We start from the raw sequence: 21,934 nt of genomic DNA, 5'->3' as shown, positions 1-21,934 counted from the left end.
AAATTGCCTGTCCGTGGCGGCCGGCTGAGCCGAAAAAGGCTATGCTGGCCTCATACGTGACAGGATCCCCATGCCGCCCGCGAAACGCATTCTGGCCCTTCTGTTCCTGCTTGCCTGCCTGGCCCAGGCGGGCGCCGCGCCGCAGGCGCCGCTGCGGGTCGGAATTTATCAGAATGCGCCGAAAGTGTTCATGAACGAGGACGGCGGCGCCTCCGGCATCCTGGTCGACCTGTTGCGCGAAATGGCCAGCGCCGAACACTGGCCGCTCGAATTCGTCGCCTGCGAATGGCAGGCCTGCCTGGACGCGCTGGACGCGGGCCGGATCGACCTGCTGCCCGACATGGCCTGGTCCGACGAACGCGCCCACCGCTATGCCTTTCACCAGGTGCCGGTGCTGCACAGCTGGTCGCAGATCTATGCGCGTCCCGGCAGCGCGATCCGTTCCCTGCTCGATTTGAAAGGCCGCCGCGTGGCCGTGCTGGCCGGCTCGGTGCAGGCGCAAGTGCTCCCTGGCGTGCTGGCCGGGTATGGCGCGGTGCTGGTGCCGGTCGTCTCGCTCGAGCAGGGCTTCGCGATGGTCGGCAATGACCAGGCCGATGTCGTGGCCGCGAACCACTATTATGGCGAGGCCAGCGCGAAGGCGCACGGGCTCGAGGCCACGCCGGTCGTGTTCAATCCGGCGCGCCTGTATTACGCTGCCATGCCCGGGCGCCAGCCGGCGGTGCTGGACGCCATCGACCGCCACCTGGGCGCCTGGCGCGCCGACCCGGACTCGGTGTATTTCGCCTCGCTGCGCCGCTGGCAGGCGGCCGGGCCGGCGCCCGCGGTACCGCCGGCTTTGCTGTGGACCCTGGCCGCGACCATCGGCCTGCTGCTCTCCGCGCTGGCCGTGGCGAGCTGGCTGCGCACCGAGGTCGCGGCGCGCACGCGCGCGCTGCGCGACAACGAGCGCAAACTCTCGACCATCCTCGACAGCGTCGATAGCCTCATCTACATCAAGGATGCCCAGTCGCGCTTCCAGTACGTGAACGGCGCCCTGTGCCGCCTGCTGAACCGGCCGGCGGCCGCCATCCTGGGCAAGACCGATGCCGACCTGTTCGGTCCCGAGCAGGCCAGGATGACGCGCGCCGGCGACCTCGCCGTCATCGAGGGGCACGAGCGTTACGTGGCGGAGGAGTGCCTCAACGGCAAGCTTTACCTGACCACCAAAATCCCGCTGGTGCACGACGAGGAAGTCCACGCGCTGTGCGGCATCACTACCGACATCACACCGCGCAAGCAGGCCGAGGAATCGCTGCGCATCGCCGCCACCGTGTTCCAGTCGGCCGAAGGCATGTGCGTGCTCACGCCCGATGCGATCATTGTCGAAGCCAACCAGGCCTTCGGCACGCTCAACGGCTGCCCGGCGTCGGAACTGGCCGGCGCGCCCTTCCCGCCGTTCTCGCTGGAGAGCGACGGCGACGACTACCGCGAACGGATGTGGGACAGCGTGCGCTACGAGCAGTCGTGGCAGGGCGAAGTCTGGACCCGGCGCCGCGACGGCGAGCGCTATCCGGCCTGGCTGACGGTCAGCGCCGTGCGCGATGCAAACGGCGTACTGACCAATTTCGTCTGCACCCAGTCCGACATCAGCGCGCGCAAGCAGGCTGACGAGAAAATCGTCCAGCTGGCCTATTACGATTCGCTGACCGGCCTGCCGAACCGGCGCCTGCTCTACGACCGGGTCACGGGTTGCCTCGGCCGGCACGGGCGCCAGGACCACGTGGGCGCCCTGCTGTTCCTCGACATGGACAATTTCAAGGACCTCAACGACAGCCGCGGCCATGTCGTCGGCGACCAGCTGCTGCAGCAGGTCGCCGCGCGCCTGCTGGCCTGCGTGGGCGCGAGCGACACCGTGGCGCGCCTGGGCGGCGACGAATTCGTGATCCTGCTCGACGCGCTCGGTCCGGACGAGCCGCAAGCGCGGCAGCATGCCGAGGCCGTGGGCGAAAAAATCCTCGTGGCCCTGCGCGAACCGTTCGAGGTCGGGGGCGCCGTGCACCACGCCAGCTGCAGCATCGGCGTCACCTTTAGCACCGGCCACGAAGACAGGCTGGACGACCTGATGCGGCGCGGCGACCTGGCGATGTACGAGGCCAAGCGCCAGGGCCGCAACACGCTGCGCTTGTTCCATCCGTCGATGGAACACGAGGTGACCTACCGCACCGAGATCGAGACGGAGCTGCGCGCGGCGCTGCTCGATTCGCAGTTCGTGCTGCACTACCAGGGCCAGGTCGACGGCGACGGCCTGCTCACCGGCGCCGAAGCGCTGGTGCGCTGGCAGCATCCGACGCGCGGCCTGGTGGGCCCCGCCGGCTTCATCGCCATCGCCGAGACCTCGGGCCTGATCCTGCCCCTGGGCCGCTGGGTGCTGCGCACCGCCTGCGAGCAGCTGGCGCTCTGGTCGGCCTCGGCGGCCACGGCCCACTTCACGATCGCCGTGAACGTCAGCGTGCGCCAGTTCCTGCAGCGGGATTTCGTGGAAGAGACGCTCGCCATCGTGCGCGAAAGCGGCATCGATCCGGCCTGCCTGAAACTGGAATTGACCGAGACCCTGATGATCGAAGGCGTCGAGGAAACGATCGGCAAGATGCATGCCCTGCGCGAACACGGCATCTGCTTCTCGCTCGACGATTTCGGTACGGGGTATTCGTCGCTGAGCTACCTGAAGCGGCTGCCGCTCGACCAATTGAAGATCGACCAGAGTTTCGTGCGCGATGTGCTGGACGACCCGAACGACGCCTCGATCGCGCGCAGCGTGGTTGCGCTGGGCAAATCCTTAGGCTTGAAAATCATCGCCGAAGGGGTCGAGACCGAAGCCCAGCGCAACTTTCTGGCGGGGATCGGGTGCGATCACTGGCAGGGGTATTTATTCAGCAGGCCGGTGGATGCCAGAACGCTGGAGGAGCTGGCAGCCTGAAAATATACCTACGTTACGCCACTGCCAGGTGTTATAGCAAACTGACGGGTGTTCACGAAACCCCAGGCGAAAAAAAAGCGCACCCTTGGGTGCGCTCCAATCATCAGGCACGTCCCGGTCGTTTGGCAGTGCCAACGACTTCTGTCGAACGTGTGTCTCCTCTCATGATCTCCGGTATGGACTACCGTGCTTTTTCTGCCCCTCCAAAGACTGTGTCCGGGTTGCCTGCACCGCTTTGGTGCCGCAGCGCCCAATCATAACGCAACTGTGCCAACGAAGAATAGTTTTTTATATACGGTTTTCGCAAATGCACCACAGTCGAGGCGCCCGTGTCACGACAGCCCTCGCGACACCATTCTTACTGACCGAAGCGTCATTATTTCTCCGCTGTTTGTCGGGCAATTGCATCAATTAAATCCTTGCCGATGCGACGCTCCATCTGGCGGTGCACCGGCAGCAGCGCGGCGCGCCATTTCTCCTGTTCCTGGGGCGTCAGGTAGTAGATCGTGGTCTTGCCCGCCTTGCGGATCGCCTCCAGAGCGCGGTCGTTGTCGCGCTGGGCGATCGTTTTTTCGAACGCGGTCGCGTCGCGCATCGCGCGTTCGAGCGCGGCGCGCACGTCGGTCGGCAATCCGTCCCAGAACTTGCGGTTGACGATCACCGCGTAGCCGAGATAACCGTGGTTCGACACCGTCAGGTGCTTCTGCACCAGGTGCATGCGCTGGGTGTACATGTTCGAGGGCGGATTCTCGGTACCGTCGACCACACCCGTCTCGAGCGCCTGGTAGGCTTCCGAGAAGGCCATCACCTGGGGCCGGGCACCGAGGGCGCGCATCTGGGCGTCGAGCACGGTCGAGGACTGGATGCGCATGCGCAGGCCGCGGAAGTCGAGCGGCACGTGCAGCGGCCGGTTGGCCGACATCAGCTTGAAGCCATTGTCCCAATAGGCCAGGCCGGTGATGCCTTTCGACTGCAGCTTACCGAGCAGGTCGCGCCCGATCGGGCCCTCGGTGACGGCGTACAGCGCCGCCTTCGAGGGGAAGATATACGGCAGGTCGAACGCTTCGAACTCCTTCACGCCGAGCGGGCCGAACTTGGCCAGCGAGGGCGCCAGCATCTGGACAGCACCCAGCTGCAGGGCTTCGAGCTCCTCCTTGTCCTTGTAGAGCTGGCTGTTCGGATACACTTCCACCTTGACCCGGCCGCGCGTGAACTGTTCGGCCAGCAGTTTGAAACGTTCGGCGGCCTGCCCTTTCGGGGTGTCGGGCGCGACCACGTGGCTGAACCTGATGACGATCGGGGCCTGGGCCCAGGCGACATTGAGAGAGGCGACAAAGGCCAGGACCGCGGCCAGGAATTTGATGGTCATGCGTCGATCGAAAAAGATGAAATAAGCAAGGCGCCTGGCGCGGACCGCGGTTGCGTTGCCACGACAGAAGTCCACAATAGCATCGCACAAGAAAACCTTCCACTATCCCATGAATAACCCGTTTTCCCTGCGCCGCCGCGCCAACCTGGCCCGTCCCTGGCGCTGGCTGGTGCCGGTCCTGCTGGTGCTGCTGTTTCTCGCCGTCCTGTTCTGGCTGCCCTGGCAGGCGCGCCAGATGGAAAGCAACGAGCGCCAGGAACAACTGATCGCCGACACGCTGTGGGTCGAGCAGACCCTGCGCTTCGAACTCGCGCGCAGCGAGGAAGCGCTGGCCACGCTCGGCACCGACCTGGCCGACAAGCCGCCCGCGCCCGCCGTGCTGCAGGCGCGCCTGGCGCAACTGTTCAAGAACGGTCCGGAACTGCGCCGCGTGTTGTGGCTGGGGCCGAACGGCGAGGTGCTGGCGCGCCATGGGGCCGACCCGGCCGGCGGCGCGCCGGGCCTGAGCGAGACCCAGGAGATGGCGCGCCTGACACGGGCCGGACGCTACACCGAGCCCTACGGCGCCACCTCGCACATGCAGGGTTTACTGGACTATTACCTGCCGCTGTACCACGACGGCGCCTACGCCGGCAGCCTGATGGCGACCTACAGCCTGAAAACCCTGCTGAACGAAACCGTGCCCTGGTGGTTCGCCCAGGACAATGCCCTGTCCCTGCTCGACCGCAACGACGTCGCGGTGGCGGCGCGCGCCGACGGCGGCCCGGGGCGCGGGGTCTACACCCACCGCCGCGCGCTCGACCTGCCCGGCGCCTCGATCGTGCTCGCCACCGACAGCGTCAAGGGCGCGCCGCGCCTGCTGCCGAATTTACTCGTCGGCTCGGTGATCGTGCTGGCGCTCGGCTTGCTGTGGAGCCTGCTCACCCTGTGGCGCCACATCTCGCGCACGCTGGCGGCCGAGTCCGCGCTGCGCCAGCAGATGGCCTTCCGCACCGCGATGGAAAATTCGCTGATGACGGGCCTGCGCGCGCGCGACCTCGAGGGGCGCGTCACCTATGTCAACAAGGCCTTCTGCGAGATGGTCGGCCTGCCGCCGGAAGAGCTGGTAGGCAGGAAGCCGCCGATGCCCTACTGGGCGCCGGAAGCGCGCGGCGAATACGAGGAACGCTTCGCCGGCGTATTGGCCGGCACGATCACGCCGCAGTTCGAGACCGTGTTCCAGCGCTCGGATGGCGTCCGGGTGCCGGTGCTCGTGTTCGAGGCGCCATTGGTCGACAGCCGCGGCAACCAGACCGGCTGGATGAGTTCTATCCTCGACATCACCGACCGCAAGAAGGCCGAGGAACTCAATCGCCAGCAGCAGGAAAAGCTGGAAACGAGCGCGCGCCTGGCAACCATGGGCGAGATCTCGTCGATGCTGGCGCACGAGCTGAACCAGCCGCTGGCCGCCATTTCCAGCTACACGGCCGGCGCCCTGAATGTGCTCGAGCGCGCCGACAAGGGCGTGGCGATCGAGCCGACCCTGCTGCGGCGCGCGCTGGAGCAGGCGCGCCAGCAGGCCCAGCGCGCGGGACAGATCATCAAAAGCGTGCACGAATTCGTCAAGAAGAGCGAGCCGCAGCGCGAGACGGTCGATATCTACAGCGTGGTCGACGGCGTGCGCGCCTTGATCGAACTGCAGGCGCGCAAGTGGTATGTCGCCCTCCAGATCGAGCTGCCGGCGCGGCTGCCGCCGGTCTCGGCCGACCGCGTGATGCTCGAGCAGGTGCTGCTGAACCTGACGCGCAACGGCGTCGAGGCGATGGCGGACGTGGCACCCGAGCAGCGCATCCTGCGCATCACGGCCAGCGCCGACGCGGCTCAGGTATCCGTTTCCGTGATCGACAAGGGCCATGGCATCGCACCCGACGTGGCCGAGCGCCTGTTCTCTCCCTTCTTCTCGACCAAGGCCGAGGGCATGGGCATGGGACTGTCGATCTGCCGTACGGCGATCGAGTTCCACGGCGGCACGCTGACCCATGCGCCGAACCCGGGCGGCGGTACCGTCTTCACCTTCAGCCTGCCGCGGCCCTCCGCCGCCCCGCCGGCCGAGCTACAATGACGGCAACCAGGAGACCCCCGATGCTGCATATTGTCGACGACGAAGACGTGATCCGCGATGCCCTCGCCTGGCTGGCGCAGTCGCGCGGACTCGCGGTGCGCGGCTATGCCGGCGGCCAGGCCTTCCTCGACAGTGTCGGGGAGCCCGACCCGGAGGGCGACTGCGTGCTGCTCGATGTGCGCATGCCCGACATGAACGGCATCGCCGTGTTCGACCAGATCATCAGCCGCGGCTGGCTGGCGCGGATGCCCGTCATCTTCCTCACCGGCCACGGCGACGTGCCGATGGCGGTCGATTCGCTCAAGCGCGGCGCCTTCGATTTCTTCGAAAAGCCCTTCAACGACAACGACCTGATGGACCGCGTCGACCAGGCCCTGGCCGCGGCCCGCAACGCCGCCAGCGCCGCCCGCGTGCAGGCGCGCCTGGCGACCCTGTCGGCCCGCGAACGCGAAGTGCTCGACCTGATTTTGGCCGGCAAGATGAACAAGGTCGTGGCCGACGAACTCGGCATCAGCATGCGGACGGTCGAGGTGCACCGGGCGCACATCTTCGACAAGATGCAGGTCAAGACGGCGGTGGAGCTGGCGGGCTTGCTGAAGTAGTTCCCTTTTGGTTCCCTTCTCCCACACCACAACTCAGCCACGACTTCCGGTCACAAATGAGCGCGCACAGGACGTGCCGAACGCCGTCCCGTTTTGTCGATCGCTTGTAAAATCCACATTGAACGCGTCGCTGCTTGCGCCCGTGACGCCAACTTCTTTAGGGAAAGCAGATGAACGAAAAGACAGTTGCAGATCGCATGTTCCTGCGCAACGCGAAATCGATGCTGATCATGAACGGCAGCGTCCACCCGACGGTCGTGGCGCAGTTTCCGCAAGAGCTGGTCAAGGAAGGCGATGGCCCCTTCGACGTGATCATGATGTTCTGCATGAACCGCAAGGACCTCGAGCAATTCCTGCCGCAGGCCAAAGAACGGCTGAGCGACAAGGGTTCGCTCTGGATCGCTTACCTGAAGCAGACGGCCTCGAAAGCCACCGATATCAATCGCGACTCGATCAACGCTTATCTGAAGGAAAACGGGATCACCGCCGTGGCGATGATCTCGATCGATGGCGACTGGTCGGCCATGCGCGCCAAGCGCATCGAACTATGATGCGTGTTGCAGCAGCGCCCATTCGACGTGTTCGCGCACCAGCGCGGACGGGTGCGTTGCGCGCGCCTGCAGTGCCGCCACGATGAGCGGATCGCCGCGGCGCCCCTGCGCGGCATTGCCCAGCCCCACCGCCAGGTTGCGCAGCCAGCGCTCGTGGCCGATGCGCCGGATCGGACTGCCTTCCATACGGCGGTTGAATTCCTCTTCTTCCCACGCGAACAGTTCCAGCATGCTGGCGTCGCCGAGACCATTTCGTTCGTCGAAATCCGGCACCGTCGCCCGTTGCGCGAACTTGTTCCAGGGGCAGGCCAGCTGGCAATCGTCGCAGCCGTAGATGCGATTCCCGATCAGGCCGCGCAGCTCGACCGGAATGCTCCCCTTCAGTTCGATCGTCAGGTAAGAGATGCAGCGCCGCGCGTCGAGCCGGCCAGGGCCGAGGATGGCCTGGGTAGGACAGAGGTCGATACAGTTGCTGCAGGCGCCGCAGTGACTGCTCGTCGGCGCATCGACCGGCAGTGGTAAATCGACCAGGATCTCGCCGATAAAAAAGGTCGAGCCGGCATCGCGCGAGAGCAGCAGCGTGTGCTTGCCGCGCCAGCCCAGGCCCGCCTTTTCTGCCAGCGGCAATTCCATCACCGGTGCCGAATCCGTAAACACCCGGTAGCCATATTCGCCGATCTCGCCCTTCACGCGCTCGGCCAGCTGGGCCAGGCGGTTGCGCAGCACCTTGTGGTAATCGCGGCCGCGCGCATACATCGACACCACGGCGGCGCCCGGCTCCAGCTGGCGCGCCAGCTCGCGCTCGCGCCAGCCCTCCTGCAGCGGCAGATAATCCATGCGCGCCACGATCGCGCGCACCGTTCCCGGCACCAGTTCGGCCGGCCGGGCGCGCTTCATGCCGTGGCTTGCCATATAATCCATCTCGCCGTGATGACCCGCCGCCAGCCAGGCAGTCAGCCCTTCTTCGGCGTGCGCGAGGTCGACGTCGGCGATGCGGACGTCGGCAAAGCCGAGTTCGCGTCCCCAGGCCTTGATGGCACGGGTCAGTTCCTGCAGATCGGGGAGTTGAATGGACATTCGGTCAAGGACAATCACGGCACCAGCGCGCCACCAAACCTACCATTTTAATTGATGCAGCACTTCACAGCCTACCTGCCGGACGAATCGGCGACCCTTCTCCTTGGCGCCGCCCTGGCCCGGGCCGTCGTTCCGGGCCTCGTCATCTACCTGCACGGCGACCTCGGCGCCGGCAAGACGGCGCTCACGCGCGCGCTGATCCAGGCGGCCGGGCACCAGGGCACCGTCAAAAGCCCGACCTATACCTTGTCGGAACCGTATCGGGTGCAGCTGGACGGCCAGCCCGCCAACATCATCCACTACGACCTGTACCGCATGTCCAGTCCGGAGGAATTCCTGGATGCGGGCTTTCGCGAAGACTTCGACGGCAAGAACATCTGCATCGTCGAGTGGCCGGAAAAGGGCGAGCCGGTGTTGCCGCCACCCGACGTCCGGGTGTCGCTCGAGGTCCACGGGGTCGGACGTGCTGTAGAATTGCAGGCGTTGTCTCCACAGGGCCTGCTATGTCTCGACCGCCTCTCCTTCGCCCCGCCTCCGTGACCTCCCCTGCGCGCCGCCGTACCGTGCTCAAAGCCGGCGGCACGCTGCTGCTGTCGGTGATCGCCCCGCTGCCCGCATATGCGGCGCAGATTCTCGCCGTGCGCGTCTGGCCGGCCGACGACTACACGCGCGTCACGCTGGAAAACGACACCAACCTGAAGGCCGAGCACTTCCTGGTGCCCGATCCGCCGCGCCTGGTAGTCGACATCGACGGCCTGCAACTGAACGACACCCTGAAAAGCCTGGTGGCGAAAATCGAGTCGAACGACCCGTACATCAAGCAGGTACGCGTCGGCCAGAACCGCCCGAACGTGGTGCGCCTGGTGTTCGACCTGAAGGAAGAAGTCAAGCCGCAGGTGTTCACGCTGGCCCCGGTCGCGGAGTATAAACACCGCCTGATCTTCGACCTGTATCCGGTACGCGAAGCCGATCCGATCGCGGCCCTGATCGACAAGGGAGAATGGTCGCCCGGCGACGGCACGGCCACCGCGGTGCCGGCCGTACCGGTGCCGCCCGCGCAGCCGGTAGCGCCCGATCCGGTGGCGCGCCTGGAAGCGGAAATCGCCGCCATGAGCGGCAACGCGGCACCGCGCGCTACTCAGCCAATGCAGCCGACGCCGGCGCCGGCGCCGGCGCCCGGCAAGCCTGCGAATAAACCGCCGCTCCCTGCGAACAACGTGGTGCGGATGGTGACGATCGCGCTCGACCCCGGCCACGGCGGCGAGGACCCGGGCGCGATCGGCGCCACCGGCACGCGCGAAAAGGACATCGTGCTGGCGGTGGCGAAAAAACTGAAAACGCGCCTGGAAGCGCTGCCGAACACGCGCGTGATGCTGACCCGCGACGGCGACTATTTCGTCCCGCTCGGCACGCGCGTGGAAAAGGCAAGAAAGGTGCAGGCCGACCTGTTCGTCTCGATCCACGCCGACGCCTTCATCGAGCAGCGCGCACGCGGCTCGTCCGTTTTCGTGCTCTCCGAAAAAGGCGCCAGCTCGACCGCCGCACGCTGGCTCGCGACCGACCAGAACAAGGCCGACATGATCGGCGGCGTGAACCTCGCCAAGCATGACCGCCAGCTGGCCAGCGTGCTGTTCGACCTGTCGACGACGGCCCAGATCAACGACAGTTTAAAACTCGGCAAGGCGGTGCTGGGCGAGATCGGCGGCATCAACCGGCTGCACAAGGCGGCCGTCGAGCAGGCCGGATTCGCGGTGCTGAAAGCCCCGGACATTCCGTCGATCCTGGTCGAGACGGCCTTCATTTCGAATCCGGAAGAGGAAGCGAAGCTGAAGGACGACGACTACCAGGAGCAGCTGGCGAACGCCATCACCAAGGGCATCAAGCGTTATTTCTCGGCGAATCCGCCGATGGCGAAGAGCCGCATGACGTAAGGCCGCATTCCGGGCCGCCATGGCATACTACGCGGCCCAGATCCGTCAGGTTTTAGACATGAACCATCTCGATGCCGCCGTCTCCACCACCTTCGGCCAATTGCCGGCCCTGCTGCTCACTTCTCCCGACGGCGCGCAGGCGAACGTCACGCTGTACGGCGCCCACCTGATTTCCTGGCGCGGCGCCGACGGGCGCGAGCGCCTGTTCTGCAGCGCGAAGTCGGCGCTGGACGGCAGCAAGGCGATCCGCGGCGGGGTGCCGGTGATCTTCCCGCAATTCGCGGAACGCGGCAGCGGCATGCGCCACGGTTTTGCGCGGGTCAGCAACTGGCGCGTGCTCGACCAGGGTCTCGATGAGGGCTGGGCCTTTGCCGTGTTCGCGCTGGCGCCGTCGGACCTGGCGCCGCAGCATGCGCAAGCCTGGCCGCACGCGTTTGAATTGAGGCTGCGCATCGCGATCCGCGCCAACGAGCTGACGATGGCTTTTGAAGTGCGCAATACGGGCGCCACACCCTTCCCGTTCGCGGCGGCGCTGCATACCTATTTCCTCGTCGACGATGTGGGCAGCGTGCGCATCCTCGGCGTCGAGCGCGAGGAGCTGGCGATCAGCGACAAGTTCGACCGCGTGTACCAGGGCGTCGAGCCGCGCCTCGCCCTGGTCGATGGCGGGGTCGTGCTGACGCTGCGGCAGGATGGGTTTGCGGATGCGGTGGTGTGGAATCCGGGGCTTGAGGATGCGGCGGCGCTGGCGGATATGGCGGACGAAGAATACCGGCGCTTCGTGTGCATCGAGCCGGCGCGGCTGGAGGGGCTGGCCTTGCAGCCGGGTGAAGCCTGGGTAGGTGAATACCAGGTCAGCTGAACTCTGACCCGTAGGGTGGGCGGGTCTCCCGCCCACGCGTTCAACTGCACCGGCCGCGCATTGCGTGCACCGTAGGGTGGGCTCCCCGAGCCCACGCGTGATACGGACCGGCTCCGATGTCGTGCTCGACGATCTTGATGGCAGGTATTACGCGTGGGCACAAGTGCCCACCCTAGGTTACGCGGCTGCTTCGGCTCAACTGACCGGCATTACGGCATCGCCGGCTTTTCCTTTAATTCGATTCCTTGACCATCCGCCCGCCACTTTCCTGCAGCGGCCGCGCATTCAGCGGATACAGGCGCGAGAACAGCGCCATCTGCGCCGGCGACGCGGTCATCGGCTGCTTCATCACCAGCCACTGTACGTTCTCGGTGCAGGGCGGCGTGGTCAGCGAACCCATGTAGGTGTAGTACTCGCGCCGGTTCGGCAGCAGCTCGAGCGGGTCGAGGTCCACGCCCGGCGAACCGAGCTGCCCCTTCTCCAGGGGGATGTTGTTCCACACGGTCTGGATCGCCTCGTTCGGCTTGCCGCGCTCGAGCAGCACGGCGACGACCGCCAGCTGGCCGCCACGGCCGCGGTGCACGAGGTGCACCACCATCTCGGTGCCCTTGCCGTTGATGCGTTCTTCCGAGGGGCGGTGGAAGTGGAACTGCACCAGCTCGTAGCGCTCGACGCCGACCTGGATGAAACTGCCGCCGGCGACATTCACCTGCACCGTGTGGCCGTTGTCGATCTCAGTGAAGCTCGCGGGACGGTAGTCGAAATCGATCTCGTCGAGGTTGACCTTCATGCCGTCGCGGATGTCGATCGGCGACTGGCGGCTGCCCTTGCCGCACTGGGCCCAGGCCGGGTTGATCTTGCCCCAGTTTTCCGGGCCGAATTCGCCGTCGTAATCCCAATGGTTGCTGATCTTCGGCGCGGCCGCGATCGCCGCTTCCTTCTTGCGTTTGGCCTCGGCCGCCTTTTTCGCCTTGGCGGCCGCGGCCGCGCGCGCAGCCTGCCTGGCACGCATCTCGGCCAGGCGCTCGGCGATTTTCACGGACAGGTCGACTTGCGCATCGTCGTCGGGAGCGGAGACGGCGGCGGCGACCTTGTCGGCCGTGGCCGCGCTGGCCTTGGGCGGCTTTTCGACCAGGGACTTGTCGATCAGCGGCTTGTCGATCAAGGGTTTGGTGAGCGGCGCGGACGCCTTGCCGCCCTTCTCGTCCTTCTCCACTTTCCCGGCGGCCGGCTTGTCGGCGGCCACGGCCGGCCTGGCCAGCGCGGCAGCCAGTCTGGCGGCGTCCTGCGATTTCTTGTCGGCCTCCGGCGCCGGCTTGGCGGCGTGCGGCGGTTCGTTGGCGCTTGCGCTCAGCATCAGGATGCTGGTGGCAAACAGGGCGATCAGGTTACGCATGGGGGTGGAGAGAAGTGAGTTCACCCCTCCTTAACGACGCTTCCATGAAGAAACTTGAGAGGGTAAACGCAAACGCGCCGGATAAATCCGGCGCGCTGGTCATTCGTGCAAGCTGCGCATGCGCTTAGCGGCTGAGCACCTTGCGGCCGAACTTGTACAGGCCGCCGATGGCAAGCGGCACGATCGCGGCGCTGACGCCCACGAGCACGATTTCCGTCAGGTGGTCGCGCACGATCGGGATATTGCCGAAGAAGTAGCCGGCCGTCACCAGGCTGGCCACCCACAGCACGGCGCCGGTGATGTTGTAAAGCTGGAAACGCCAGTGGGTCATGTCCGACACGCCGGCGACGAAGGGTGCGAAGGTGCGCACCACCGGCACGAAACGGGCCAGGATAATGGTCTTGCCGCCGTGCTTTTCGAAGAAATCGTGGGTGCGGTGCAGCGCGTCCTTGTTGATCCAGCGGTAGTTCTGGGTAAACATGCGCTGGCCGACGGCTTCGCCGATATAGTAATTCAGGGTGTTACCGGTGACCGCCGCGACAATCAGCAGCAGCATCAGTAATGGATAACTCATCTGGCCGGTAGCGCAGAAGGCGCCGGCAATGAACAGCAGGGTATCGCCCGGGAAGAAAAACAGGACCACCAGACCTGTTTCGCAAAACACAATCGCGAACAGGACCATATAGACATAGATGCCGTACTCGGCGAGCAGCACTCCCAACGTCTTATCAACATGAAGAATCATGCTGAAAAATTGCATCAGATCCATAATTTTCCTAAACGGTAACAACGAATCATACCATCAGACCGGTGTGCCGAACCGCCGGGCGGGCAAGCCCCGCGCCAGTTTTTAAGGAAGTGTTAAGTTTTGCAGACAGCATAAAAATCGCGATTACAATTACTCAACATTAATAACCATTAATAAGACGAGGAGTGGAGATGAAGGCAGTCCGGATTGCAGTACAGGCAGCTGTCACACTGGCGGTGGTGGCGGGCGCGCAGGCGGCCACGATGAAACCCCTGCCGCCGAAGCCGAGCGTCGGCGATATCGTCAAGGAATCGAAGCCGGCCGACTGGCGCGCGCTCGATCCCGAGAACACCCTGTACATGGACTTGCCCCTTGGGCGCGTCGTGATCGAACTGGCCCCGACCTTCGCCCCGAACCACGCGGCCAACATCAAGGCGCTGGCCCGCGAAAACTATTTCGACGGTCTCGTCATCCTGCGCTCGCAGGACAATTTCGTCGTCCAGTGGGGCGACCCGGACGAGAAGAACCCGAAACAACCGAAAAAAGCGAAGATGACCCTGAAGGGCGAGTTCACGGTGCCGCTCAAGAATGACACGCAGTTTACGCGCCTGAAGGACGTCGACGGCTACGCGCCGCAGGTGGGCCACTCGAACGGCTTCCCGGTCGGGCGCGATCCGAAAACCGGCGAAACCTGGCTCGCCCACTGCTACGCGATGGTCGGCGTGGGGCGCGACGCCGATGCCGACAGCGGCGGCGGCACCGCGCTGTACGTCGTTACCGGCCAGGCGCCGCGCCAGCTCGACCGCAACATCACCGTGGTCGGCCGCGTCGTGTCCGGCATGCCGCTGCTGTCGACAGTCCCGCGCGGCCCGGCGCCGATGGGCTTTTTCGACAAGCCGGAGATGCAGGTGCCGATCAAGGCATTCCGCGTCGCGGCCGACGTTCCGGAAGCGGAGCGTTCGAAGTTCGAAGTCATGCGCACCGACAGCGCCACCTTCCAGAAAGTGGTCGAGGCCCAGCGCAACCGCGGCGGGCCGTGGACCAAGGTCGCGGCCGGTCACGTCGACCTGTGCAATGCGCCGATTCCGGTAAGGGAGCAGAAATAAGACAGAGAGGATTTGCCGGTGGGCGCCGGGATATAATCGCTGCATGAACGCGCCCGTCCCCACCCACCGTCCCATCCAGCAGCTGAACGACCAGCTGATCTCGCAGATCGCCGCCGGCGAGGTGGTCGAACGGCCCTCGGCCGTGGTCAAGGAGCTGCTGGAAAATGCGCTCGACGCGGGCGCGACCCAGATCACGATCCGGCTCGAAGAAGGCGGCGTCAAGCGCATCGCCATCACCGACAACGGCCGCGGCATCGCGCCCGAGCAGCTGCCGCTGGCCCTGTCCCGCCACGCCACCTCGAAGATCGCCTCGCTGACCGACCTGGAAAACGTGGCCACGCTCGGCTTCCGCGGCGAGGCGCTCGCCTCGATCGCGTCGGTGGCGGCGGTGTCGATCACCTCGCGCACGGCCGACGCGCCGCACGCCTGGGAAATCGTCGGCTCGCACCTGGGCACGGTCGCACCTTCGTCGGGCCCCTGCGGCACCACGATCGACGTGCAGGACCTGTACTTCAATACGCCGGCGCGCCGCAAGTTTTTGAAATCCGAACAGACCGAATACGGCCACTGCGCCGAAGTCGTGCGCCGCATCGCGCTGGCGCGGCCGGACGTGTCGTTCAGCCTGACCCACAACGGACGCACGATCGACCACTGGAATGTGTGCGAGATGGCGAGAAGGAGCGCCCAGATCCTCGGCAGCGATTTCGCCGAGGCGCGCCTGAACATCGACGAAGCGGCCGGCCCCCTGCGCCTGCACGGCTATGCCGGCCTGCCGACGGCCTCGAAGGCGCGCGCCGACGGCCAGTTCTTCTACGTGAACGGGCGCTACGTGCGCGACAAGTTGCTGGTACATGCGGTGCGCGCCGCCTACCAGGACGTACTGCACGGCGACCGCTTCCCCTCGTACGTGCTGGCGCTCGATCTCGATCCGGCGCTGGTCGACGTCAACGTCCACCCGTCCAAAATCGAAGTGCGCTTCCGCGACAGCCGCGCGGTGCACCAGTTCGTGTTCCACGCGGTGCAGCGCGCGCTGGCGGCGACCTCCGCCACCGCCCACGGCAGCGTGCCGGCGCCGATCACGGCCGCCGAGATCACGCCGAGCGGCACCGACTGGCGCCGTCCGCACGAGCAGACCGGCTTCGGCGCCCAGCTGGCGCCGAGCTTCTCGCCCTCTCCCTTCCCGCCGGGCAGCCGCTGGGATGCGCCGGCCACGCAGGGCGTCGCGCAGAGCACGGCCAATTACGGCGCCCTGTTCGCCGATTCCGCACAGCGCCCTGCCTCAGCGGCGGCGATGCCGATGCCGGCCACCTCGACCGCGCCCAGCAACGACGACTTCCCGCTCGGCTTCGCGCTGGCCCAGCTGCACGGCATCTACATCCTGGCCCAGAACACGAAGGGCCTGGTGCTGGTCGACATGCACGCCGCGCACGAACGCATCCTGTACGAGCAGCTGAAGAACGCGCTCGACGCCCAGGTCGACGGCCAGGACATGCAGGTGCAGTCGCTCCTGATTCCGGTGACCTTCTTTGCCGACGCGATCGAGGTCGCCACCGCCACCGACCACCAGGAGACATTAAAGGCGCTGGGCTTCGACATCGCCGCGCTGTCGCCGACGACGCTGGCCGTGCGCGCGGTGCCGACGCTGCTGAAAAATGCCGACGCCCAGACCCTGGCGCGCGACGTGCTGCGCGACGTGCGCGAATTCGGCGGCTCGCGGGTGCTGATCGAGCGCAGGAACGAGTTGCTCGGCACCCTCGCCTGCCACACGGCCGTGCGCGCCAACCGCATCCTGGCGACACAGGAAATGAACGCGCTGCTGCGCCAGATGGAACACACCGAGCGCGCCGACCAGTGCAACCACGGCCGCCCGACCTGGGTCCAGCTCGACATCTCCGCGCTCGACAAACTTTTCCTGCGCGGCCAATAAGATGATCGTGAAAGCAAGCGACGCCAAGCCTCTGGCGGTGGCGATCATGGGCCCGACCGCGTCGGGCAAGACCGCAGCCGCCCTCGCCATCGCACGTGAACAGCCGGTCGAGATCATCTCGGTCGACTCCGCCCTCGTGTACCGCGAGATGGACATCGGTACGGCGAAACCGACGGCGGAAGAATTGGCGAGCGCGCCGCACCACCTGATCGACATCATCGACCCGCTCGACGCCTATTCGGTGATGCAGTTCAGGACCGACACCCTGCGCCTGGTGGCCGAGATCAGCGCGCGCGGCAAGCTGCCGCTGCTGGTCGGCGGCACGATGATGTACTTTAAGGGGCTGGCCGACGGCCTGGACGATTTACCCACCGCCGATGCCGGCGTGCGTGCTGCGCTCGATGCCGAAGCCGCACGCATCGGCTGGCCGGGCATGCACGACAAACTGCGCGCACTCGACCCGGTCACGGCCGAGCGCCTGGCGCCGAACGACGCCCAGCGCATCAACCGCGCGCTGGAAATCATCGAATTGACGGGCCAGCCGATGTCGTCCCTGCTGGCGCGGCGCGAGAAACCGGAACTGCCTTTCGATCTCGTCTCGTTCGCTTTGGAGCCGTCCGATCGCGCGGTGCTGCACAAGCGGATCGCGCTGCGTTTCGACCAGATGCTGGGCGACTCCGACGACGACGGCATCGTGGCGGAGGTGGCGCGCCTGCGCGCACGGGGCAACCTGTCGCCGAATTTACCGTCGATGCGCTGCGTCGGCTACCGCCAGAGCTGGGACTACCTGGACGGCAAGATCGACCGCGCGGGCCTGCGCGAGACCGGCATCATCGCCACCCGCCAGCTCGCCAAGCGCCAGTTGACCTGGCTGCGCGCGATGCCGGACCGGATCGTCGTCGACTGCCTCGGGCGCGACCCGACGGGAGAAATCCTGACGCAGCTGAAGGGCTTGCCAAGTTAGCAGCACTGCGCACAACCGTGCTTGCTCGGTGTACACAGCCTTGACACAAGGCGCCGGGCCTTGGATAATAGCGTTCTCTTTTGGTGATATAGCTCAGTTGGTTAGAGCACAGCACTCATAATGCTGGGGTCGGTGGTTCAAGTCCACCTATCACCACCACAGAATTCCAGGCAAATGGCTTGGCTCATGCGAGTCGGGCCATTTTGCTATACAGAGTTTCGGTGATATAGCTCAGTTGGTTAGAGCACAGCACTCATAATGCTGGGGTCGGTGGTTCAAGTCCACCTATCACCACCAAACGCAGTCGTTCAAAAAGCCACCGCTTCGCGAGAACCGGTGGCTTTTTTATTCGACGTCGCTATTGTCGTCGAGTGCGAAGTCGCCCCGCTTGAAGGCTTCGATCACCGACTGCGCCTGCTGCACGAAGGACGCCGGGACCAGGATGCGTACCCCGCCCAGGGCCGGCGCCAGCAGCAAATCGGCCTGCATCAGGTGCGCATCGGCCAGCACCGCCGGGATGCCGGACGCTTCCATGCAGCCTTGCATCAGGCTCGCTTCCATCGGAATCAGGTAGCGCGCGACGATGAACAGGTCGCGGCCGGGAATTGCTTCGATATCGGGATGGGCGGCAAGCCATGCATCCAATGCCTGTTCCATGACTTCTCCTAGTGGACGATTCCTGGCAGCGAAGACAGCAGGTAGAGGATAACCCCGATCAGGCCGCCGACGATGGTGCCATTAATACGAATGAACTGCAGATCCTTGCCGATATTCAGTTCGATCTGTTCCGACATCTCGGCGCTGTCCCAGTTTTTCACGGTATCGGCAATGTGCCGCGTGAGATAAACGGCAAATTCCGGCGCCGCCGCGCGCGCCGCCAGTTCCAGGTTCTCGTTGAGCGATTGGCGCAATTGCGGATCCTCGGCCAGGGTTTTACCCAGCCAGGCGCCGGTCGCTTCCAGGCGCGCACGCAAAGTCGAGGTGTCGCTCTCCAGGTCTTTCTTGAGCCATGCCTTCAGGTCGCCCCACAGCGATGCCAGATAATTGTTGAGCGTGTCATCGTTCAGCAAGTAGTGCTTGATCTCCTCGCTCTTTTCCGAGAATTGCGGGTCCGCTTTCAGGCGCTCGATGAATTCGGCGGTGAACTCGTCGAAACGCTGGCGCAGCGGGTGATCCGGGTCGCGCGACACCTTACTGAGGATGCCGAAGGCCAGTTTGACCGCGATATCGGCGCCCTTGCGGCCAATGAGTTCGGACGGCAGCATTTTTTCGACCAGCGCATATTCCTCCTTCAGCCAGTCGACGATACCCTGCGCGATCGTCGCCTGGGTTTCTTCGTTATCCAGCAGCTTGGCGAGCTGGTAAATGCCCTCGTTCAGCAACTCCTGGTGGCGTCCGCCTTTGGTGAGACTTTCCAGGATGGTGCCGGCCGATCTGGATAAATCGACGCTGCCGACCATCGTGTGCACGGCTTTGCGCATGAAATTCTGGATCGCCGCGTCTTCGGTGAAGTCGAGCATCCAGCCCGCGGTTTTGACCAGGTAGCTGCCCATGTGCCGGGTATTGGCCGGTTTGGTCAGCCAGTCGGCCACTTTCTGCGCCGGGTCGTGTTTCTGGATCAGGCGCACGATCGATTCGGTATCGAGGAATTTTTCGTGCACGAAGAGCGCAAGGTTGTCGGCGATCTTGGCCTTGTTGTTGGGGATGATGTTGGTATGGCGCGAGACGATCGGAATCGGCACCCGCCTGAACAGCGCGACCACGGCGAACCAGTCGGCCAGGGCGCCGACCATCGCCGCTTCGGCAAAGGCTTTGAGTAATCCCGTCCACCAGTTCTGGGGCAGGAAAAAGCTCAGGACGAAGAGCAGCGCGGCGCCGATGAAAAAGCCCAGCGCCAGCCGTTTCGATTTGTCGAGTTCACGTTCCTTGGTCATATGTGCACGGCAGCTTGTCTCTACCGTAGCAATCCTATATGACCCCGGCGCCTTTCAGCGTTTCGATTGATTCCTGACTAAAACCCCAGTCCGCGAGCACGGCGGCGCTGTGCTGCCCGGGTGCGGCGGCGGCCTGCCCTGCTTCGGCCTGGGTGCGGCTGAAACGCGGCGCCGGCGCCGGCTGGATCACGCCGTCGATCTCGACGAACGTGGCGCGCGCCGCATTGTGCGGGTGGCCCGGCGCTTCCGCCATGTCGAGCACCGGCGCGACGCAGGCGTCGGTCCCTTCCAATATCTGGCACCACTCGTCGCGTGTGCGGGTGGCGAACAGCGCCGCGAATTTCGTTTTCAGTTCCGGCCAGCGCTTCTGGCTCCACTGTTTTGCGAAATCCGGGTCAGCGGCCCCGGTGATCTCCAGCAGCTGCGCATAGAATTGCGGCTCGATCGCGCCCACCGACAGGAATTTGCCGTCGCGGCAGGCATAGGTATCGTAGAACGGCGCGCCGCCGTCGAGCATGTTGGCTTCGCGCGCGTCAGTCCATGAGCCAAAGGCGCGCAGACCGTACATCATGGCGCCCAGCAGGGCCGAGCCGTCGGTCATGGCGGCGTCGACCACCTGGCCCTTGCCCGAGGTCTTCGCTTCCAGCGCCGCGCAGACGACGCCGAAGGCCAGCATCATGGCGCCGCCGCCGAAGTCGCCGACCAGGTTCAGGGGCGGGCTTGGCGGCGTGTCGGCGCGCCCCATCGCGTGCAGCATGCCGGACAGGGCGATGTAGTTCAGGTCGTGGCCGGCGGCTTGCGCCAGCGGGCCGGTCTGGCCCCAGCCGGTGATGCGCCCGAACACCAGCTTCGGGTTGCGCGCCAGGCAGGCGTCGGGGCCGAGGCCGAGGCGTTCCATCACGCCGGGGCGGAAACCCTCGATCAGGATGTCGGCCTGTTCGGCCAGTTGCAGCACGACTGCGCGTGCTTCCGGCTTTTTCAGGTCGAGCGCGAGCGAGCGGCGGCCGCGGGCCATGACGTCGAATTTCGTGCCCAGCATCGGGAACGGGTTGTCGGCGCCGGGTTTGGTTTTGCGGTCGATACGGATCACCTCGGCGCCCATGTCGGCCAGCATCATGGCGGCGAAGGGACAGGGGCCGAGGCCGACCATTTCGATGACTTTGATGCCTGCTAGTGGACCTGGCATGAATGACTCCTCGACTCGGATGCGTTGTACCGCGTGGGCGGAGCCCACCCTACGAAAACCAGGGGCAGATTACAGCGAACGGGCGATGATCTCTTTCATGATCTCGTTGGCGCCGCCGTAGATGCGCTGCACGCGCGCGTCGACGTACATCTGGGCGATCGGGTATTCGAGCATGTAGCCGTAGCCGCCGAACAGCTGGACGCACTGATCGACGACCTTGCACTGCAAATCCGAGATCCAGTACTTCGCCATCGAGGCGCGCACGGTGTCCATGCGCCCAGCCAGCATGTCTTCCACGCAGCGATCGATGAAGATGCGCGCCACCGTCGCTTCGGTCTTGATTTCGGCGAGCACGAAACGCGTGTTCTGCATCTCGATCAGGGCCTGGCCGAAGGCCTTGCGCTCCTTTGCATGGTCGACCGTGAGCTGCAGCGCGCGTTCGATCGCGGCGACACCGGCCACCCCGATGATGGTGCGTTCATACGGCAGCTCCGTCATCAGCTGGATAAAACCCCTGCCCTCTTCGCCACCGAGCACGCCGTCGGGCGCCACGCGCGCGTCATCGAAGAACAGCTCGCAGGTGTCCTGGCCCTTCTGCCCGACCTTTTCCAGGATGCGTCCGACCCGGAAGCCCGGATTGTCCTTCGTCTCGAGCAGCATCAGCGAGATGCCCTTGGCGCCGGCGGCCGGATCGGTTTTGACGACGACCAGAATCAGGTCGGCCAGATAACCGTTCGAAATGAAGGTCTTCGAGCCGTTCAGGCGGTAGCCATTGCTGCCTTTGACGGCCGTAGTGCGGATGCCTTTCAGGTCGGAGCCGGCGCCCGGTTCCGACATCGCGATCGCCGTGATCATCTCGCCGCTGGCGAGCCGCGGCAGGTAGCGTTGTTTCTGTTCTTCGGTGCCCTGATTGAGCAGGTAGTGCGCAACGATGGCGTGTACGTGCAGACCAAACGCCATGTCGCCGGCATAACCCAGCTCTTCGAACACGATGGCCATGTGGGCGAAGTTGCCGCCCGAGCCACCGTATTCTTCGGGGATGTCGGCCGCCAGCAGGCCCATCTCTCCGGCCTTGTGCCAGAGCGCGCGGTCGACGTGCTGCTGGTGGCGCCAGCGCTCGCCGTGCGGGGCGACTTCAGTCGCCACGAAGCGGCGCACCGCGTCGCGGAAGCTGTCCAGTTCCGGGTTCATCCAGGAGGGCGTCATCAGTTCCATGCGCCT

At 65.2% G+C, this 21,934-nt stretch carries 18 protein-coding genes and 2 tRNA genes; 12 read left to right on the top strand and 8 right to left on the bottom strand.

The genetic code is table 11. The annotated features are described in order from the left end of the window. Positions 1 to 70: 70 nt before the first annotated feature. The gene (locus LPB04_RS09360) at positions 71 to 2,959 is read left to right on the top strand and encodes an EAL domain-containing protein (RefSeq protein ID WP_227496683.1); all 2,889 of its coding nucleotides are present in this window, start codon (positions 71 to 73) and stop codon (positions 2,957 to 2,959) included. A 376-nt stretch (positions 2,960 to 3,335) separates the two neighbouring features. Here LPB04_RS09360 and LPB04_RS09355 read toward each other — a convergent pair whose 3' ends face one another. Continuing rightward, positions 3,336 to 4,328, bottom strand: coding sequence for a TRAP transporter substrate-binding protein (locus LPB04_RS09355; protein ID WP_193688406.1), 993 nt, complete (start codon positions 4,326 to 4,328; stop codon positions 3,336 to 3,338). A 109-nt stretch (positions 4,329 to 4,437) separates the two neighbouring features. Here LPB04_RS09355 and LPB04_RS09350 point away from each other — a divergent pair, with 109 nt between their 5' ends. From LPB04_RS09350 to LPB04_RS09340, 3 genes are all read left to right on the top strand, one after another. Further along, positions 4,438 to 6,429 (top strand): sensor histidine kinase, encoded by a 1,992-nt coding sequence (locus LPB04_RS09350; protein ID WP_193688405.1) that lies wholly within the window; start codon positions 4,438 to 4,440, stop codon positions 6,427 to 6,429. A 20-nt stretch (positions 6,430 to 6,449) separates the two neighbouring features. Next, on the top strand, positions 6,450 to 7,031 hold the full coding sequence (locus LPB04_RS09345) for a response regulator transcription factor (RefSeq protein ID WP_193688404.1): 582 nt from the start codon (positions 6,450 to 6,452) through the stop codon (positions 7,029 to 7,031). Positions 7,032 to 7,201: 170 nt separating this feature from the next. Next, positions 7,202 to 7,582, top strand: coding sequence for a DUF3052 family protein (locus tag LPB04_RS09340; protein WP_193688403.1), 381 nt, complete (start codon positions 7,202 to 7,204; stop codon positions 7,580 to 7,582). On the opposite strand, the gene queG is transcribed toward LPB04_RS09340, so the two are convergent. Beyond that, positions 7,577 to 8,659 (bottom strand): tRNA epoxyqueuosine(34) reductase QueG, encoded by a 1,083-nt coding sequence (gene queG, locus LPB04_RS09335; protein ID WP_193688402.1) that lies wholly within the window; start codon positions 8,657 to 8,659, stop codon positions 7,577 to 7,579. The genes LPB04_RS09340 and queG overlap by 6 nt on opposite strands. 54 nt (positions 8,660 to 8,713) lie before the next feature. Here queG and tsaE point away from each other — a divergent pair, with 54 nt between their 5' ends. From tsaE to LPB04_RS09320, 3 genes are read left to right on the top strand one after another with little or no spacing between them, the layout of a single operon-like run. Further along, entirely contained in the window at positions 8,714 to 9,199 is a 486-nt protein-coding gene (gene tsaE / locus LPB04_RS09330; RefSeq protein WP_193688401.1) for a tRNA (adenosine(37)-N6)-threonylcarbamoyltransferase complex ATPase subunit type 1 TsaE, read from the top strand. Beyond that, a complete protein-coding gene (locus LPB04_RS09325) occupies positions 9,163 to 10,590 on the top strand; it encodes an N-acetylmuramoyl-L-alanine amidase (RefSeq protein WP_193688400.1) in 1,428 nt (475 codons plus the stop codon). Before tsaE ends, LPB04_RS09325 begins: the two co-directional genes overlap by 37 nt. A 58-nt stretch (positions 10,591 to 10,648) precedes the next feature. Continuing rightward, the gene (locus LPB04_RS09320) at positions 10,649 to 11,452 is read left to right on the top strand and encodes a D-hexose-6-phosphate mutarotase (RefSeq protein WP_193688399.1); all 804 of its coding nucleotides are present in this window, start codon (positions 10,649 to 10,651) and stop codon (positions 11,450 to 11,452) included. A gap of 232 nt (positions 11,453 to 11,684) precedes the next feature. Here LPB04_RS09320 and LPB04_RS09315 read toward each other — a convergent pair whose 3' ends face one another. Further along, positions 11,685 to 12,872: a carbonic anhydrase gene (locus tag LPB04_RS09315; RefSeq protein ID WP_227496682.1), complete on the bottom strand. Its 1,188-nt coding sequence runs from the start codon at positions 12,870 to 12,872 to the stop codon at positions 11,685 to 11,687. A gap of 100 nt (positions 12,873 to 12,972) precedes the next feature. Then, a complete protein-coding gene (locus tag LPB04_RS09310) occupies positions 12,973 to 13,617 on the bottom strand; it encodes a VTT domain-containing protein (RefSeq protein ID WP_193688398.1) in 645 nt (214 codons plus the stop codon). Between the two features lie 170 nt (positions 13,618 to 13,787). Here LPB04_RS09310 and LPB04_RS09305 point away from each other — a divergent pair, with 170 nt between their 5' ends. The 5 genes from LPB04_RS09305 (at position 13,788) to LPB04_RS09285 (ending at position 17,890) form a co-directional block, all read left to right on the top strand. Further along, positions 13,788 to 14,702, top strand: a complete 915-nt coding sequence (locus LPB04_RS09305) for a peptidylprolyl isomerase (RefSeq protein WP_193688397.1) — start codon at positions 13,788 to 13,790, stop codon at positions 14,700 to 14,702. A gap of 43 nt (positions 14,703 to 14,745) precedes the next feature. Beyond that, positions 14,746 to 16,629 (top strand): DNA mismatch repair endonuclease MutL, encoded by a 1,884-nt coding sequence (gene mutL, locus LPB04_RS09300; protein ID WP_193688396.1) that lies wholly within the window; start codon positions 14,746 to 14,748, stop codon positions 16,627 to 16,629. A gap of 46 nt (positions 16,630 to 16,675) precedes the next feature. Beyond that, positions 16,676 to 17,593 (top strand): tRNA (adenosine(37)-N6)-dimethylallyltransferase MiaA, encoded by a 918-nt coding sequence (gene miaA / locus LPB04_RS09295; RefSeq protein WP_227496742.1) that lies wholly within the window; start codon positions 16,676 to 16,678, stop codon positions 17,591 to 17,593. Positions 17,594 to 17,675: 82 nt separating this feature from the next. Beyond that, positions 17,676 to 17,752 (top strand) — tRNA-Met (locus LPB04_RS09290). A 61-nt stretch (positions 17,753 to 17,813) separates the two neighbouring features. Then, positions 17,814 to 17,890 (top strand) — tRNA-Met (locus LPB04_RS09285). 48 nt (positions 17,891 to 17,938) lie between these two features. On the opposite strand, the gene LPB04_RS09280 is transcribed toward LPB04_RS09285, so the two are convergent. From LPB04_RS09280 to LPB04_RS09265, 4 genes are all read right to left on the bottom strand, one after another. Beyond that, entirely contained in the window at positions 17,939 to 18,250 is a 312-nt protein-coding gene (locus LPB04_RS09280) for a putative signal transducing protein (protein WP_193688394.1), read from the bottom strand. A gap of 8 nt (positions 18,251 to 18,258) precedes the next feature. Next, positions 18,259 to 19,527, bottom strand: coding sequence for a DUF445 domain-containing protein (locus tag LPB04_RS09275; RefSeq protein WP_193688393.1), 1,269 nt, complete (start codon positions 19,525 to 19,527; stop codon positions 18,259 to 18,261). A 34-nt stretch (positions 19,528 to 19,561) separates the two neighbouring features. Further along, positions 19,562 to 20,713: a CaiB/BaiF CoA transferase family protein gene (locus LPB04_RS09270; protein ID WP_193688392.1), complete on the bottom strand. Its 1,152-nt coding sequence runs from the start codon at positions 20,711 to 20,713 to the stop codon at positions 19,562 to 19,564. Between the two features lie 69 nt (positions 20,714 to 20,782). Further along, entirely contained in the window at positions 20,783 to 21,928 is a 1,146-nt protein-coding gene (locus LPB04_RS09265; RefSeq protein WP_227496681.1) for an acyl-CoA dehydrogenase family protein, read from the bottom strand. Between the last annotated feature and the right edge of the window lie 6 nt (positions 21,929 to 21,934).

The sequence above is a fragment of the Massilia litorea genome (assembly GCF_015101885.1).
GTDB classification, from domain to species: Bacteria; Pseudomonadota; Gammaproteobacteria; order Burkholderiales; family Burkholderiaceae_D; genus Telluria; species Telluria litorea.
Note: the sequence above shows the minus strand (reverse complement) of the source record. Positions and strands in the feature narration are given on the sequence as shown.

Coding starts and splice junctions, on each gene's coding strand:
- tsaE (WP_193688401.1), top strand. CDS start 8,714: ATGCAGCACTTCACAGCCTACCTGCCGGACGAATCGGCGACCCTTCTC.
- LPB04_RS09320 (WP_193688399.1), top strand. CDS start 10,649: ATGAACCATCTCGATGCCGCCGTCTCCACCACCTTCGGCCAATTGCCG.
- mutL (WP_193688396.1), top strand. CDS start 14,746: ATGAACGCGCCCGTCCCCACCCACCGTCCCATCCAGCAGCTGAACGAC.
- miaA (WP_227496742.1), top strand. CDS start 16,676: ATGGGCCCGACCGCGTCGGGCAAGACCGCAGCCGCCCTCGCCATCGCA.
- queG (WP_193688402.1), bottom strand. CDS start 8,659: ATGTCCATTCAACTCCCCGATCTGCAGGAACTGACCCGTGCCATCAAG.
- LPB04_RS09360 (WP_227496683.1), top strand. CDS start 71: ATGCCGCCCGCGAAACGCATTCTGGCCCTTCTGTTCCTGCTTGCCTGC.
- LPB04_RS09325 (WP_193688400.1), top strand. CDS start 9,163: ATGTCTCGACCGCCTCTCCTTCGCCCCGCCTCCGTGACCTCCCCTGCG.
- LPB04_RS09345 (WP_193688404.1), top strand. CDS start 6,450: ATGCTGCATATTGTCGACGACGAAGACGTGATCCGCGATGCCCTCGCC.
- LPB04_RS09355 (WP_193688406.1), bottom strand. CDS start 4,328: ATGACCATCAAATTCCTGGCCGCGGTCCTGGCCTTTGTCGCCTCTCTC.
- LPB04_RS09275 (WP_193688393.1), bottom strand. CDS start 19,527: ATGACCAAGGAACGTGAACTCGACAAATCGAAACGGCTGGCGCTGGGC.
- LPB04_RS09340 (WP_193688403.1), top strand. CDS start 7,202: ATGAACGAAAAGACAGTTGCAGATCGCATGTTCCTGCGCAACGCGAAA.
- LPB04_RS09265 (WP_227496681.1), bottom strand. CDS start 21,928: ATGGAACTGATGACGCCCTCCTGGATGAACCCGGAACTGGACAGCTTC.
- LPB04_RS09305 (WP_193688397.1), top strand. CDS start 13,788: ATGAAGGCAGTCCGGATTGCAGTACAGGCAGCTGTCACACTGGCGGTG.
- LPB04_RS09310 (WP_193688398.1), bottom strand. CDS start 13,617: ATGGATCTGATGCAATTTTTCAGCATGATTCTTCATGTTGATAAGACG.
- LPB04_RS09350 (WP_193688405.1), top strand. CDS start 4,438: ATGAATAACCCGTTTTCCCTGCGCCGCCGCGCCAACCTGGCCCGTCCC.
- LPB04_RS09280 (WP_193688394.1), bottom strand. CDS start 18,250: ATGGAACAGGCATTGGATGCATGGCTTGCCGCCCATCCCGATATCGAA.
- LPB04_RS09270 (WP_193688392.1), bottom strand. CDS start 20,713: ATGCCAGGTCCACTAGCAGGCATCAAAGTCATCGAAATGGTCGGCCTC.